We start from the raw sequence: 13805 nt of genomic DNA, 5'->3' as shown, positions 1-13805 counted from the left end.
GCCGATAAAACCCCACTCAAAGCATTGAGCGGGGCAAGAGGCAGGTCAGTTCGTAACGGAACTGGCCTCGATCTCGTATTTTGCAACAGCTCCCTATGGGGAGAAGAGACTCGTGGTAAGCCACTCGCTCCAACCTCCCCTTCTCCCGCGCGGGGAGAAGGTGGCCCGAAGGGTCGGATGAGGGGGCTCCGGGCTCTTCGCTATCCTCTTGTTTTGAAACATAAACCTCTGACGTCACGACCAATAGCCCCCTGACCCTACCCTCTCCCCGAGGGGAGAGGGGGAGCAAGTGGCACTCACGCCACCCTCCTCCGCACCCGCGAAAACACCCGCCCATCAATCGCAGCCAGTCCGATCGCAATCATCGCCATGCCGATCAGGTGCTTGGCCTGCAGCTGCTCGCCGAGGATGGCGGCGCCGAGCAGGATGGCGCTGACGGGGATGAGGAAGGTGACGAGCATGAGGTTGGTGGCGCCGGCGGTGGCGAGGATGCGGAAGAACAGGACGTAGGCGACCGCCGTCGAGAGCAGCGCCAGGCCGAGGAGCGCCATCCAGGCCTCGGCCGAGGGAGCGGCGAACGTCCAGGGTTGGTCGGCGACGAGGGCGATGGGGAGCATCAGCACGCTGGAGGCGGTGACCTGGCCGGCGGCGGGGAGAAGCGGCGCCATGCCCATCTGGCGGAAGCGGCGGCCGTAGATGCCGGCGAAGGAATAGGAGAGTGCGGCGCCCAGAACCGCGAGCTGCGCCAGCACATTGGTTCCAAGATCGCGCAGCGCATCGAAGCCGATCATGTAGGCGACGCCGGCGAAGCCGACGAGGACGCCGAGCAGGCGGTTTCCGGTCATCTTCTCATCCGCCGTCAACAGATGCGCGACGACGACGCCGAAGAGCGGCGTGGTGGCGTTGAGGATCGAGGCGAGGCCGCTCGCGATGTGGGTCTGCCCCCAGACGATCAGGCAGAAGGGGATCATGTTGTTGATCAGGCCCATGACGAAGAAGGCCGCCCAGGATTTGCCGTCGCGCGGCATGGCGTGGCCGGTGGCGCGCACGATCAGGTTCAGCGCGACGGCGGCGATCAGCACGCGGCCGGTAACGATCGTCAACGGCGGCAGGGTTTTCACCAGGATGCCATTGAAGAGGAAGGAACCGCCCCATAGAAGCGAGAGCACCAGCAACAGCCCCCATTCGGCAAGGCCCATCTGTTTGTGCGGCATCGTGTCTCTCCCATTGGCGGCATGGCTGGCTTAGTGCTCGGCATTGCCCTGCGCCACCCGATTCCTGCGCGGGCTGTGATCGTCCATCGAGTTATTCTTATCCATGGCGGTCAGGCTTGCACCTGCAATGATCGCTTTGATTCATATACTATTGCGATTATTGCCAAGCCACCACAGCCTCTCGATGGTGATCTTCAGCAAGTTGTTAGGCTACTGATTTTACGCGCCACGAGCGGCTCTTTTTGTATCGTTCAAATACTAAAAGCACTTGTTCAAGGCGGATTAAATAAGCTCAACCGTGACGAAATTCGGTGCGCAATCGAGACGAAATAAACCTAAGGCACTTAGATATGAAGATGGAATGCCCACGCTGCCAACAAGATTGGGTCAAGAAGGTGCATATCGGCGCAGCTCATAGAACCGTGTTCTTATGCTATGAATGTGAAGCGACTTGGTTTTGCCTAGAATCCATCGAGCAGACCACCTTTCTTGAGCTATCAAACTACCTAGCCCGTCTGGGCTTAAGTCCATCTGGTGAGGTGTATGAGACATTTGCCGATGACGAGGAATGGCTAGCTCACCAACCCTAGCCGAGGTTTTCGATGGGAGTTGGAATTTTTTGCTGAGCCGAGGCACCTGCGCTTATTTCAGCAATCGCGGAAAGTGGACACCCTTACTCATAAAATGCTTTCCCGGCGGGCATTTGGTGATTATGATAGTCAGGATTAAGACGCATACGGGCAAGGCCGAACCTCAGTCATGACAGTTCAACAGATCGCGCGGACGGCGCCAGGGCTTCCGCAGCCGATCGGCTTGTCTCCCGCTTTTTCCGGCGACCACGCCTGGTGCCGCGACAAGATGATGCTGGCGGATGAGCTCGCCGGTGGGGTTGCTCTGTCTGCATTCTTCGAGGATGGCGGCTTCGAGCGGGCGATCGACCGATACACCGAGGTGACAAAGGGCACGGATCGCCGCGCCGTCGTCTCCATGTGGTCGCTCTATTATTTCGCCGGACTGACGATTCCCTATCTGCTTGCCCGCCGCCTTTCCGGCCAAGTGCTGCCGGTGGCGTTCCAGGACATGACGATCGCGCTCACCGAGGATGGATTGCCGCGCGCCTTCGGCGTCGCCCATCGCGGCATGATCGGCGAAAAGACGAGCGAGGACGAATTTTCCGTGACCGGGCCGTTGATGTCGGGCCATATCGACATCGCCGTGGAGCGCCTGAAGCGCTGCGGCCTCTCGGCGAAGCTCCTGTGGAACAACGCCGCCGTCTACATCGACTACACGCTGCGGCTGACCGATGCCGATAATGGCGGGCGTTCGGCGCCCGACCTGCCGCTCTTCGTGCGCGGCTGCCTGCCGGATGGCGGGCCGAACCCGTTGTGCGGCAGCGTCAAACGGATCGAGGAAGGCGGGCAGATGGTGCAGCGGCGCAAGCTCTGCTGCCTGCGCTACATGCTTCCCGGGGTCGCCAGCTGCGGCAATCGCTGCGCCCTGCCCAGCCAGCGCAATCCGCAATAGTCTCGGTTCAAAACCGATGACGGCGCGGCACTTTCCCAAGCCTTGAGACAATCGATGTCGGCTCGAGCGACAGCCGTCGTGCACGCGCTCGCGGATAAGCCGTGTCCTTGGCCTCGACCAGCCGCGGGCCAAACGCAAACGGCCGGGATCGCTCCCGGCCGTTTGATGTCTCAGGCGGTCACGCCCTATTCGTTGATCAGGCGCTTCAGCAGCTCGATCTCGTGCGACAGCTTGCTGTCGCCGGAGATCAGTTCCTCGATCTTGCGCACGGCGTGCAGCACCGTCGTATGATCGCGGCCACCGAAGCGGCGACCGATCTCCGGGAAGGAGCGCGGCGTGAGCGTCTTCGCCAGATACATGGCGATCTGGCGCGGCTTGACGATGACGCGCGTGCGGCGGTTCGAGACCAGTTCCTGGCGCGACACGTTGTAGTGCCGTGCGACGATGCGCTGGATGTCCTCGATACGCACACGGCGCGGCTCGCCGGAGCCGACCAGATGGGCGAGAAGCTCGTCCACGCGCTCGACGGTCAGGTTCGGCTCGAAGGAGCGGCGGAAGAGCAGCTGGTTGAAGGCGCCCTCCAGTTCGCGGCCGCTGGCGGTGATGCTGCGGGCCACGTGGTTCAGAAGCTCGCTCGACATTTCCAGCGACGGATCATCGGCGCGGGCGACATCGAGACGGCGCTGGAGGATTTCGAGACGCATCTCGTAATCCGGGCCGTCAAGCTCGATCGCCACGCCACCCTGCAGACGCGAACGAACGCGCGGATCGAGCGATTCCAGTTCCCAGGGCGCACGATCGGCCGCGACGACAACCTGCTTGGCGCTGTCGAGCAGCATGTTCAGCAAGTGGCAGAACTCGTGCTGGATCATCTTGCCCTGCAGGAACTGCATGTCGTCGATGATCAGAAGGTCGATGTTGCGCAGGCTATCCTTCAGCGTCAGCGCATCATTGTCGCGGATCGCGGTCGCGAAACGCCACATGAAATATTCCGCCGTCAGGTAGACGACGCGCAGCTGGCGCGGGTTCTGTACGGCCGCATTGGCGATTGCCTGCAGCAGATGGGTCTTGCCGAGACCGACCGTGGAGTGGACGAAGAGCGGGTTGAAGCGCACCGCGCCCTGACCTGCTTCGGCAATGGTCTTCGCGGCCGCAAGGGCGACGCGATTGGAGCTGCCTTCGACGAAGGTGTCGAAGGTGAAGCGGTTGTCGAGCGGCGAGCCGAAGAGCGGCTGGCCAGAGGTCGCCGGACGCGCCGCGGACGCCGCCGAAACGGCCTGCTGGACGATCTGGCCGGCCTGCTGGGCGACCGGGCGACGGATCGGTGCGACCGACGATGTCGGTTCCTGCACCGGCGCTTCTTCCGGCTTGCCGGTTGCGCGTGCCGCCGTGCGAACCAGGATCTCGACCTTCAGGATTTCAGCATCTTCCGCCTGGAAAATGCCGGTGATCAGATCGAGATAGCGATTGTTGATCCAGGATTTCAGAAAAGTTGTTGGTACAGTCAGCCGCACGACGCTCTTGGAGACGGAATGGAGCTTCAGCCGGCCAAACCAGCTTGCATAGACATCCGGACCGACCTGCGCCTTCAGGCGTGCACTGGCTCTGTCAAAAAGTATGCCATCATTCTTCATGTCTCCCTTTTCCCCCGCCGCTTCTGGGCAAATAGAGCCTAACGTCTGAGAGACCTTGTCCGAACTGTCCAAGGCACTCGCCGCCATCGAATTCATGTGCATATTGCCGCCTTATAGTTCCTCGGCCGACCTAATCCTGGTCGCCCGATCATTTCCCCGCTTATGACCTGGCAGCAGCACCCTCATGCTCCGCTACCGGCCGGTTCACTCAAACGCGTGCCTCTTAACGAGAGGCGACTGCTGGAGGCGAAGTCGATCGCTTCATGCGATCTTTTTGCTTCCCGTCTCCTACCGGTGCCGTTCCTCGTCCAACGACACCAGCCTGCCTGCCTGCGTATGCTTTTTCCTTATCCCGGCATCGCACGCACAGCGTGCAACCCTGAAAAAAGGCGCACAGGTGATCCCGTTCCGCGGCAGCCACAGCCGCGGTGCAATCGGCACCAGTGCGTGAAAATCCGGAGGTCGAAACTTCCGCAACAAAAGACACAAAAGCATCGTCCCGCCGACATGGCAGTTTCAGACCAAGCCTTAAAACAGGTGATGTCCGAGCCCCTTGTTGGGAGGCATTTAGGCAGGATCGGGGGTGGAGATCAACGGGGAATTTTACTCAAAATTAAGCGCAGCCGGTTGACTCCGGAGACAGTTTTAGGGCGCTGCATGAGAGCAAAAAAAGAATCGCTTTTGAATCAAGGAGATTCAGGAAACCGGCAAATTCGACACGCATAAAAAGAAAAAAAGAAAAAAGCTTCTTGACTCCTTTTAGACGCCGCAGCGGGAGGTCTGAGTCTCTTCGTTCAATAGCAACCTGACACAAGCCATTGTTATTACTCATTTTTTTGTGTCATTCGCTCGACACGAAATCGTCGCCAAATTAACCATAGTTCGGGCACTTGGCGGAATCGAAAAAGCCCGACAAAGTTGCCGGGCTAATCATATAGCTGTCTTTATTAACGGAAGCTTAAGCGGTCGCGCCGACCGACAGAGCCTTCACGCGGGCCGCGAGACGCGAGACCTTGCGGGATGCCGTGTTGGCATGCAGGACGCCCTTGCTTGCTGCGCGTGCCAGTTCCGGCTGCGCGGCCTGGAAGGCTTCCTTGGCCTTGGCAGCGTCGCCGGCTGCGAGTGCTTCTTCGACCTGACGAACGAACGTGCGAACGCGCGAGCGACGAGCCTTGTTGACGTCGGTACGGCGGGCGATCTTGCGGGTCGCTTTTTTCGCCGAAGTTGTATTGGCCATGGATGCCTCTCTCAAGAATTCGAACAAACTCCGCTACCGCCGCGGGCCTTGCAGCCACTTCCTACACAGCAATGCGGGAGCATTATCGGAAAACCGGACTGGCTTCCCGAACCTTGGGCGGGCATATAACCCTAAAGCCGACCGGCGTCAACGCGCATTTTCAAGGAACCGTCGCCTTTTCGCCCAGGGACGAGTTTGGGGCTCAGCGGTTCTTGAAGGCGGGTTTACGCTTTTCGATGAAGGCTGTCATCCCTTCCTTCTGATCTTGTGTCGCGAAGAGGCTCTGGAACAAGCGGCGCTCGAAGCGCAGCCCCTCCTCCAGCGTGGTCTCCAGCGCCCGGTTGACCGCCTCCTTGGCCATCAGCACCGAAGGGCGCGACAGAGAGGCGATCCTGGCGGCCGCCTCGAGCGCTTCATCGAGCAGACGATCGGGGGCGACCACACGCGAAACGAGTCCCGCGCGCTCGGCTTCGGCCGCATCCATCATGCGGCCGGTCAGCACCATGTCCATGGCCTTGGCCTTGCCGACGGCGCGGGTCAGGCGCTGCGAGCCGCCCATGCCGGGGATGACACCGAGCGTGATTTCCGGCTGGCCGAATTTCGCCGTCTCCGAGGCGATGATGAAGTCGCACATCATGGCGAGCTCGCAGCCACCGCCGAGCGCGAAGCCCGAGACGGCGGCGATGACGGGTTTGCGGATTTTCGCGACATCGTCCCAGCCGCCGAGGAAATCGCGGCTGTAGACGTCGGCGAAGTCGAGCGGCTGCATTTCCTTGATATCGGCGCCGGCGGCAAAGGCGCGCTCCGAGCCGGTCAGGACGATGGCGCCGATGGCGTCGTCATCTTCGAATGCTGCATGGGCCTGCAGCAACTCCTTCAGCACCGTCGAGTTCAAGGCGTTGAGCGCCTGCGGGCGGTTCAGCGTGATCAGCCCCACGGCGCCGCGGGCCTCGACGATCAGCGTTTCATAAGACATGCGTTCCTCCCGGTCGGGCCAATGCCCAGGCTATTTGTGGCAGGCCGTTACTTCTGACAGTTGGGGCAATAGAAGGTCGAGCGCCCGGCCTGAACGATGCGGGCGATGGTACCGCCGCAATCGGGCGTACGGCAAGGCTGTCCTTCGCGATCATAGACGGAGAAGGAGTGCTGGAAATAGCCGAGCGAGCCATCCGTCTGGATATGATCGCGCAGCGACGAGCCGCCGGCCAGGATCGCATCGGCGATGACGTCGCGGATCGAGGAGACGAGCAGGTCGAGCTGCTTCGTCGGCTTGCCCGTCGGCGTCACCAGGGTGGCCGAGGCGCGCGTCGGCTTCAGGTGCGAGCGCCACAGCGCCTCGCACACATATATATTGCCGAGGCCGGCGATGTTCTTCTGGTCGAGCAGCGCGCTTTTCAGCGGCTGCGCCTTGCCCTTGAAGCGCTCGGCCAGATAGGCGGCGCTCAGCGCATTGCCCGTCGGCTCCGGGCCGAGACCATGGAGAAAGGGGTTGATGTCGAGCGCCGTTCGATCGGCCATGTCCATGAAGCCGAAGCGGCGCGGGTCATTATAGATGACGCGGCTTTGCCCCGAGGGTCCTTCCAGATGGAAGATCACGTGATCGTGCTTTTCATCCTTGGAGCGCGGATGGTGGAATTCGCCCGGTGTTTCGGAGATGGGGGTGTCGGCGATCGGGCCGGCCTCGATGCGGAAGGAGCCGGACATGCCGAGATGGGCGATGATGGTGGCGCCGCTATCGAGATCGATCAGCAGGTACTTGGCCCGGCGCCCCAGCGAGACGATGGTGCGGCCGGATGCCTTTTCGCCGAAGGCCTCGGGAAACGGGAAGCGCAGATCCCCTCGCCTGAGCTCCAATCTGACGATGCGCGCGCCCTCCATGGTGGGCGCGAGGCCGCGTCTGACGGTTTCGACTTCTGGCAATTCCGGCATCTTAACCCATCTATATCGAACATGTTTCAACCGCCCGCGATGTGCGCTATAGCGCCATGGTGTCGCGGACCGGACCGTTGCCCACAGATAGCGTCGCCTGCCTGATTTCGCTATGGTCGCCGCGTTGATTTAAGAGATTGGAGTATTCGATGTCAGACAGCCGCACCTCCGCCGACGGCGGCATGGAAACATCATACGGCTTCCGCGAAGTTTCAGGCGGCGAAAAGCAGGGCCTCGTCAACGACGTCTTCCATAAGGTCGCCAAGCGCTACGACATCATGAACGACGTCATGTCTGTTGGCATGCACCGCGTCTGGAAGGATGCGATGATCGCGGCGCTGAACCCGCGCAAGGAGCCCGGCTACAAGACGCTCGACGTGGCCGGCGGCACCGGCGACATCGCGTTTCGCATCATCGAAGCCTCGAACCGGATGGCGCACTCCACCGTGCTCGACATCAACGGATCGATGCTGGCTGTCGGCGCCGAGCGCGCGGCCAAGAAGAAGCTCTCCGACAACCTGACCTTCGTCGAGGCCAATGCCGAGGAACTGCCCTTCGAGGCGAACAGCTTCGACGCCTATACGATCGCCTTCGGCATCCGCAACGTACCGCGCATCGACGTGGCGCTCAGCGAAGCCTACCGCGTGCTGAAGCGCGGCGGCCGGCTGCTGGTGCTCGAATTCTCCGAAGTCGACATGCCGCTGCTCGACCGCGTCTATGAAAGCTGGTCGTTCAATGCCATCCCGAAGTTCGGCAAGGCGATCACCGGCGATGCCGAACCTTATCAGTATCTGGTCGAATCCATCCGCAAGTTCCCCAACCAGGAAAACTTCGCGGCGATGATCCGCAATGCCGGCTTCTCGCGCGTCAGCTACACCAATTACACCGGCGGTATCGCCGCCCTGCACTCCGGCTGGAAGCTTTAAGTCGGAATGAGCACGCAAATCGTTCCTCCCTCATTCCTGTGCTCGTCACAGGAATCCAGCGCACTCCCGTCCGGGAGTGCGAGAGACACTTTTACGCGACATGATTCCCTCACGGCGCAGACGCGCCGTGGCTGGATTCCTGTGACAAGCACAGGAATGAGGGCAGAGATTGCTCCAACGCCGGCTATAGGCTTGAGCGCATGAGCACTGTTTCGGCATATTTCCAGCTCTGGCGGGTTGGCTGGATTCTCGTGCGCGAGGGCGTCGTCTCGGCGCTGCCTTCCGATGAGCTTCCGCCGTCCGTCGCGGCCGCCAAATCCTTCGTCGGCATGTTCGCGCGCAAGCGCGCCAAGACCCAGAAGCGCAGCGACCGGCTCTCCAAGGCCGTCGAGCGGCTGGGACCTTCCTATGTGAAGATCGGCCAGTTCCTGGCAACGCGTCCCGACGTCGTCGGCGTCGAGTTCGCCGACGACCTGTCGCAATTGCAGGACCGGATGGCCTTCTTCCCCGAGGGGGCAGCCAAGGCCAATATCGCGGGTTCTCTTGGCCGTTCGGTGGACGAGCTTTACGTCAGCTTCGGCGAGCCGATCGCGGCCGCCTCGATCGCGCAGGTGCATCCGGCCGAGGTGATGACGCCGCAGGGACGCAAGAAGGTTGCCGTCAAGGTGGTCCGCCCCGGCGTGCGCCAGCGCTTCACCCACGATCTCGAGGCGATGTATCTCGTCGCCCATCTGCAGGAGCGCTTCATGCCCTCCAGCCGGCGCCTGAAGCCGGTCGAAGTGACGAAGACGCTGGAGCAGACGACCAAGGTCGAGATGGACCTGAGGCTCGAGGCGGCAGCGCTTTCGGAGATCGCCGAGAATACCCAGAACGATCCGGGCTTCCGCGTTCCGACCGTCGACTGGGAACGCACCGGGCGCGACGTCATCACCATGGAGTGGATCGACGGCGTCAAGATGTCCGATGTCGAGGGCCTGAAGGCCGCCGGCCACGATCTCAATGCGCTGGCCGACACGCTGATCCAGTCCTTCCTGCGCCATACGCTGCGCGACGGCTTCTTCCACGCCGACATGCATCCGGGCAATCTCTTCGTCGATCCCAAGGGCATGATCGTCGCCGTCGACATGGGCATTGTCGGGCGTCTCGGAAAGAAGGAACGCCGCTTCCTCGCCGAGATCCTCTATGGCTTCATCACGCGCGATTATATCCGCGTCGCCGAGGTGCATTTCGAGGCTGGCTACGTGCCCGGCCACCACAACGTCGAGAGCTTCGCGCAGGCGATCCGCGCGATCGGCGAACCGATCCACGGGCAGCCGGCCGAGACGATCTCGATGGGCAAGCTGCTGACGCTGCTGTTCGAGGTGACCGAGCTGTTCGACATGGCCGCGCGGCCCGAGCTGGTGATGCTGCAGAAGACCATGGTCGTGGTCGAGGGCGTCGCCCGCATCCTCAACCCGCGCTTCAACATGTGGAAGGCATCCGAACCCGTCGTCGGCGAATGGATCCGCAACAATCTCGGACCGAAGCGGATCGCGACCGATATCAAGGACGGGCTGAAGGCCGCCGTGAAGCTTGCCGAGGCCGCACCCGAGATCGCCGCCAAGACGGAGAAGTTCCACCACGAACTGCTCAAGATGAGCGAGAACGGCCTGCGCTTCGATGCCGAGACGGCCGAGGCGATCGGCAAGTCGGAAGCCCGCCACAGCCGCTCCGGCCGCTTCGCGCTCTGGCTGATCGCGCTGACGCTTGTTTATATCGCCTGGGTGGTTAGCTGAGCGCTACCACGCGCTTGCCTCTGATGCGGAAGCCCGCTTTCGGCGGGACCGGTCAGATCGCGGACAGAGCTAACGTTTTAGCGATGCCAACGTTTGCTCTAGTCGCCATTGGCACCCACACATTCCCTCATTCCTGTGCTTGTCACAGGAATCCAGCAGCCCAAGTCCTTGGGCGTAAAGAGTCTTTTCACGGCGCAGACGCGCCATGGCTGGATTCCTGTGACAAGCACAGGAATGAGGGAGTTAAGCGTCTAAAACCGAAAATGGCCTTGTCAGTTTTCTAGTTTGCTACCGGCGCGACAGCCGTGCTGCGGCGAGTGCCGCGACCATGCCGATCGCCAGCAGTGTCAGCGTGAACACCACGACCGCGTTCCAGCCATCGGCGCCCCAGAAATAGCCGCCGAGCGAGCCGGCGACGCTGGAGCCGATGTAATAGGACAGGAGATAGAGCGACGAGGCGTGGCCCTTGGTGCCCCTGGCGAGCCGTCCGACCAGCGCGCTTGCCACCGAGTGGGCGACGAAGAAGCCCGAGGTCAGGAGCACGATGCCCAGGATGATCAGCGGCAGCGAGGCCGAGAAGGTCAGCGCCACGCCGATCGCCGACAGCGCGATGCCAGAAGGCAGCACGACGAAATGGCCGAAGCGGTCTCCGAGCAGGCCGGCGATCCATGAGGCGGCGATGCCGAAGATGTAGACCGTGAAGATCAGACCGAGCTCGGTCTGGTTCAGATCGTAGGGCGCTTCGACGAGGCGGAAGCCGATATAATTATAGACCGTGACGAAGGTGCCCATGGCGAGGAAGCCGATGGCGAAGAGGAAGGGCAGCACCGGGCTTCTGATATGGCCGGCCCAGGCCCCGAGGTGGAAGCGGGCGTTGAAGCCCTTGCGCGGGGTGAAATTGCGCGAGGCGGGCAGGAGCAGGAAGAAGCCGATGGCCGCCGCAAGGCCGATGGCGCCCAGCGTGCCGAGCGCGATGCGCCACGAGAAGAACTCGGCCAGCGTGCCGGTGACGACGCGGCCGGCCATGCCGCCGAAGGCGTTGCCGGCGATATAGAGGCCCATGGATGCGCCGAGGCCGCGCGGATCGATCTCTTCCGACAGATAGGCCATGGCGACGGCGGGCACGCCGCCAAGCAGCAGGCCCTCGAGCGCGCGGATGACCAGCAGCGCATTCCAGCTCGAGACCAGCGCGCAGGCGATCGTGCAGAGTGCCGCCCCCAGCAGCGAAGCGAACATCAGGCTGCGGCGGCGGAAATTTTCGGAAACGGCGGCGGCGCAGAAGATGGCGAAGGCTAGCAGGCCCGTCGACAGCGACAGCGAGAGCGAGCTCGCGGCCGGGCTGATGCCGAAGTCGGTGGAGAAGATCGGCATCAGCGGCTGGACGCAATAGAGCAGCGAGAAGGTGGCGAAGCCCGAGAGGAACAGCGCGATGCTGGCGCGCCTGTAGGCCGGCGTGCCGCGCAGCAGGAACTGCTTTTCTTGCGCTGCGAGTTCCTGCGGCGCGTTTTCAAGCGGCTGGCGGGCGGTATTCTCGATGACGGTCAGATGGGGATGGGAGGGGATTTCCGAGGGTACGGACTGCTTGTCTGCGGCGCGTGGCATTGAGGACCAACCTTTCACGCCCTTTGATCTAGCCAACGGACCATCATTTGTCCAATATATGAAACTGGCTTTCTTGATAGGTTTTGGAGATACCGATGGAGCTGCGCCATATCCGCTATTTCCTTGCGGTGGCCGAGGAGCGGAATTTCACCCGCGCGGCCGCGAGGCTCGGCATCGGGCAGCCGCCGCTCAGCCAGCAGATCCGCGATCTCGAAAACGAGATCGGGGCGGCGCTGTTTCACCGGGTGCCGCATGGGGCGGAGCTGACCGAGGCGGGATCGGCGTTTCTGCCGGAGGCGCGCGCGGCGATCGCCTCGGCAGAGAAGGCGAAGCTGGCCGCCCAGCGGGCGACACGCGGCGAGACGGGGCGGCTGGCGCTCGGCTTCACCGCGTCCTCGGCCTTCAACACCGCCGTCAGCGGCACGATCCGCCGGTTTCGCGGGCAATGGCCGGATGTGAGCCTGTCGCTCACCGAGATGAACAGCAACTGGCTGATGGAAAAGCTGATGCGGCAGGAGATCGACGCGGCCTTCATCCGGCCCGGTCTCGAAGACCCGAGAGATGTGCAGCTGAAGCGGCTGGCGGACGAGCCGATGCTGATCGCGCTGCCGGCGCACCATCCGCTGGCGAAGTTCAAGACCGTGCCGCTCGCCGCGCTCTCGGGCGAGCCCGTCATTCTCTTTCCGCGCACGGTCGGTCTCAGCCTCTACGACGATATCGTGCGCGGCTGCCGGGATGCGGGGTTCGAGCTTGTCGTGACGCAGGAGGCGCCGCAGATCCCTTCCGTGGTCAATCTGGTCGCGGCCGATCTCGGCGTATCGATCGTGCCGGCCTCGATTGCGCATCTGGCGCTCGACGGCGTCGCCTATCGGCCGATCGAGGGGCCGCCGCTGGTGGCCCGGCTCGGGCTGGCGATGCTGAAGGCGCGACGCTCTCGCGTCGTCGGCAATCTGATGAGCCTGATCTGATCAACCTGATGGGTCCCAGTAGGGCGGATCGCCGAAGGTCTTGCGCAGGTGATCGGCGACGGCGCGCAGCTTGGCGGAGGGATTGCGGCCTTCGGGATGGGCCATGTAGATGAACTCGGCTTCCGGCTTGTAGCCGACGTCGATCTCGCTAAGCAGCCCCTCGCTGACGGCTGGGCCGGCGATGAAGGCGGGCAGAAGCGCGATGCCGAGGCCGGCCACCGCCGCATCGCGGATCATGTCGCCATTGTTCATGCCGAGCACCTGGCTGGCGCGGACGACGATGGCGCCATCGGGCGTCTGGAAGCGCCAGTCGGAGACGCCGCGATTGGTGTAGAAAATGCCCTTGTGACCATCGAGATCATTGAGCGTCTTCGGCGCGCCGTGTCGTTCCAGATAATCGGGTGACGCGACCAGCAGACGGCGGCTGCGGCTGAGCTTCCAGACGACGAGGCGGGAATCGACGATCGGCCCATTGCGCACAATGGCGTCATAACCTTCCGATGAAACATCGACGCGGCGATCATCGATATCGAGCACCAGCTGGATCTCCGGGTGCCTGGCCAGAAACGGATAGAGCGCCGGGCCGAGATGCATGCGGCCGAAGGTGACGGGGGCGGCGATGCGCAAGGGGCCGGAGAGCGTGCCGCGCCGCTCGGCCATCTCGGCCGTGGCATCCTCGATCTCGCGGACGATACGGGCAGCGCGTTCGAGAAAGGCGGTGCCGTCCTCGGTGAGCGTCAGCTTGCGGGTGGTGCGGTGGAGCAGCATACCGCCCAGCGAGCGCTCCAGTTCGGCCAGCCTTTCGCTGACCACCGATTTCGACAGGCGCAGGCGCCGCGCCGCCTCGCTGACCGAGCCGGATTCCACCACCGACACGAATGCCGTTATGCCCTCAATCCTGATCATCGTTCGGCATTTCCGAATTCGAGTTCCGCTATTTGGAGACTAATCCGAACAAAAGGAAAATGCCATCTTCCACTCATCGAACGGGGCGGC

The 13805-nt window shown here is 62.6% G+C and carries 12 protein-coding genes; 5 read left to right on the top strand and 7 right to left on the bottom strand.

Annotated features, from left to right (window positions below):
• Positions 1–296: 296 nt before the first annotated feature.
• The gene (locus GGQ67_RS22810; RefSeq protein WP_183902421.1) at positions 297–1214 is read right to left on the bottom strand and encodes a DMT family transporter; all 918 of its coding nucleotides are present in this window, start codon (positions 1212–1214) and stop codon (positions 297–299) included.
• Between the two features lie 33 nt (positions 1215–1247).
• Between GGQ67_RS22810 and GGQ67_RS22805 the strand changes: the two genes are divergently transcribed.
• A complete protein-coding gene (locus tag GGQ67_RS22805; protein ID WP_210279758.1) occupies positions 1248–1547 on the top strand; it encodes a hypothetical protein in 300 nt (99 codons plus the stop codon).
• 426 nt (positions 1548–1973) lie between these two features.
• Positions 1974–2738, top strand: coding sequence for a siderophore-iron reductase FhuF (gene fhuF, locus GGQ67_RS22800; RefSeq protein ID WP_183902419.1), 765 nt, complete (start codon positions 1974–1976; stop codon positions 2736–2738).
• Positions 2739–2923: 185 nt separating this feature from the next.
• Here the strand turns inward: fhuF and dnaA are convergent, their stop codons facing one another.
• From dnaA to mutM, 4 genes are all read right to left on the bottom strand, one after another.
• Positions 2924–4474 carry a chromosomal replication initiator protein DnaA gene (dnaA, locus tag GGQ67_RS22795; protein ID WP_183902418.1) on the bottom strand — a complete coding sequence of 517 codons (1551 nt, stop codon included), beginning with the start codon at positions 4472–4474 and terminating at the stop codon, positions 2924–2926.
• An 856-nt stretch (positions 4475–5330) separates the two neighbouring features.
• On the bottom strand, positions 5331–5609 hold the full coding sequence (rpsT, locus tag GGQ67_RS22790; RefSeq protein WP_111563244.1) for a 30S ribosomal protein S20: 279 nt from the start codon (positions 5607–5609) through the stop codon (positions 5331–5333).
• Between the two features lie 202 nt (positions 5610–5811).
• Complete coding sequence (locus GGQ67_RS22785) at positions 5812–6585, bottom strand: enoyl-CoA hydratase (RefSeq protein ID WP_183902417.1); 774 nt, start codon at positions 6583–6585, stop codon at positions 5812–5814.
• Positions 6586–6632: 47 nt separating this feature from the next.
• The gene (gene mutM / locus GGQ67_RS22780) at positions 6633–7538 is read right to left on the bottom strand and encodes a bifunctional DNA-formamidopyrimidine glycosylase/DNA-(apurinic or apyrimidinic site) lyase (protein ID WP_183902416.1); all 906 of its coding nucleotides are present in this window, start codon (positions 7536–7538) and stop codon (positions 6633–6635) included.
• Between the two features lie 149 nt (positions 7539–7687).
• On the opposite strand from mutM, the gene ubiE reads away from it, so the two are divergent.
• Entirely contained in the window at positions 7688–8464 is a 777-nt protein-coding gene (gene ubiE / locus GGQ67_RS22775; protein ID WP_183902415.1) for a bifunctional demethylmenaquinone methyltransferase/2-methoxy-6-polyprenyl-1,4-benzoquinol methylase UbiE, read from the top strand.
• A 200-nt stretch (positions 8465–8664) separates the two neighbouring features.
• Positions 8665–10239, top strand: coding sequence for a 2-polyprenylphenol 6-hydroxylase (gene ubiB, locus GGQ67_RS22770; protein WP_183902414.1), 1575 nt, complete (start codon positions 8665–8667; stop codon positions 10237–10239).
• Between the two features lie 288 nt (positions 10240–10527).
• Here the strand turns inward: ubiB and GGQ67_RS22765 are convergent, their stop codons facing one another.
• The gene (locus tag GGQ67_RS22765) at positions 10528–11841 is read right to left on the bottom strand and encodes an MFS transporter (protein ID WP_183902413.1); all 1314 of its coding nucleotides are present in this window, start codon (positions 11839–11841) and stop codon (positions 10528–10530) included.
• A 95-nt stretch (positions 11842–11936) separates the two neighbouring features.
• Between GGQ67_RS22765 and GGQ67_RS22760 the strand changes: the two genes are divergently transcribed.
• Positions 11937–12809: a LysR family transcriptional regulator gene (locus tag GGQ67_RS22760; protein WP_183902412.1), complete on the top strand. Its 873-nt coding sequence runs from the start codon at positions 11937–11939 to the stop codon at positions 12807–12809.
• On the opposite strand, the gene GGQ67_RS22755 is transcribed toward GGQ67_RS22760, so the two are convergent.
• A complete protein-coding gene (locus GGQ67_RS22755) occupies positions 12810–13715 on the bottom strand; it encodes a LysR family transcriptional regulator (RefSeq protein WP_183902411.1) in 906 nt (301 codons plus the stop codon).
• Positions 13716–13805 lie beyond the last annotated feature (90 nt).

The sequence above is a fragment of the Rhizobium metallidurans genome, from assembly GCF_014196505.1.
GTDB lineage: Bacteria > Pseudomonadota > Alphaproteobacteria > Rhizobiales > Rhizobiaceae > Rhizobium > Rhizobium metallidurans.
The sequence above is the reverse complement of the archived record's forward strand: the minus strand, read 5'-3'. Positions and strand labels throughout refer to the sequence as shown.

What these genes read in the sequence shown, in the direction of transcription:
- GGQ67_RS22810 (WP_183902421.1), bottom strand. Translation starts at nt 1,214, where the DNA reads ATGCCGCACAAACAGATGGGCCTTGCCGAATGGGGGCTGTTGCTGGTG.
- fhuF (WP_183902419.1), top strand. Translation starts at nt 1,974, where the DNA reads ATGACAGTTCAACAGATCGCGCGGACGGCGCCAGGGCTTCCGCAGCCG.
- dnaA (WP_183902418.1), bottom strand. Translation starts at nt 4,474, where the DNA reads ATGCACATGAATTCGATGGCGGCGAGTGCCTTGGACAGTTCGGACAAG.
- rpsT (WP_111563244.1), bottom strand. Translation starts at nt 5,609, where the DNA reads ATGGCCAATACAACTTCGGCGAAAAAAGCGACCCGCAAGATCGCCCGC.
- GGQ67_RS22785 (WP_183902417.1), bottom strand. Translation starts at nt 6,585, where the DNA reads ATGTCTTATGAAACGCTGATCGTCGAGGCCCGCGGCGCCGTGGGGCTG.
- mutM (WP_183902416.1), bottom strand. Translation starts at nt 7,538, where the DNA reads ATGCCGGAATTGCCAGAAGTCGAAACCGTCAGACGCGGCCTCGCGCCC.
- ubiE (WP_183902415.1), top strand. Translation starts at nt 7,688, where the DNA reads ATGTCAGACAGCCGCACCTCCGCCGACGGCGGCATGGAAACATCATAC.
- ubiB (WP_183902414.1), top strand. Translation starts at nt 8,665, where the DNA reads ATGAGCACTGTTTCGGCATATTTCCAGCTCTGGCGGGTTGGCTGGATT.
- GGQ67_RS22765 (WP_183902413.1), bottom strand. Translation starts at nt 11,841, where the DNA reads ATGCCACGCGCCGCAGACAAGCAGTCCGTACCCTCGGAAATCCCCTCC.
- GGQ67_RS22760 (WP_183902412.1), top strand. Translation starts at nt 11,937, where the DNA reads ATGGAGCTGCGCCATATCCGCTATTTCCTTGCGGTGGCCGAGGAGCGG.
- GGQ67_RS22755 (WP_183902411.1), bottom strand. Translation starts at nt 13,715, where the DNA reads ATGATCAGGATTGAGGGCATAACGGCATTCGTGTCGGTGGTGGAATCC.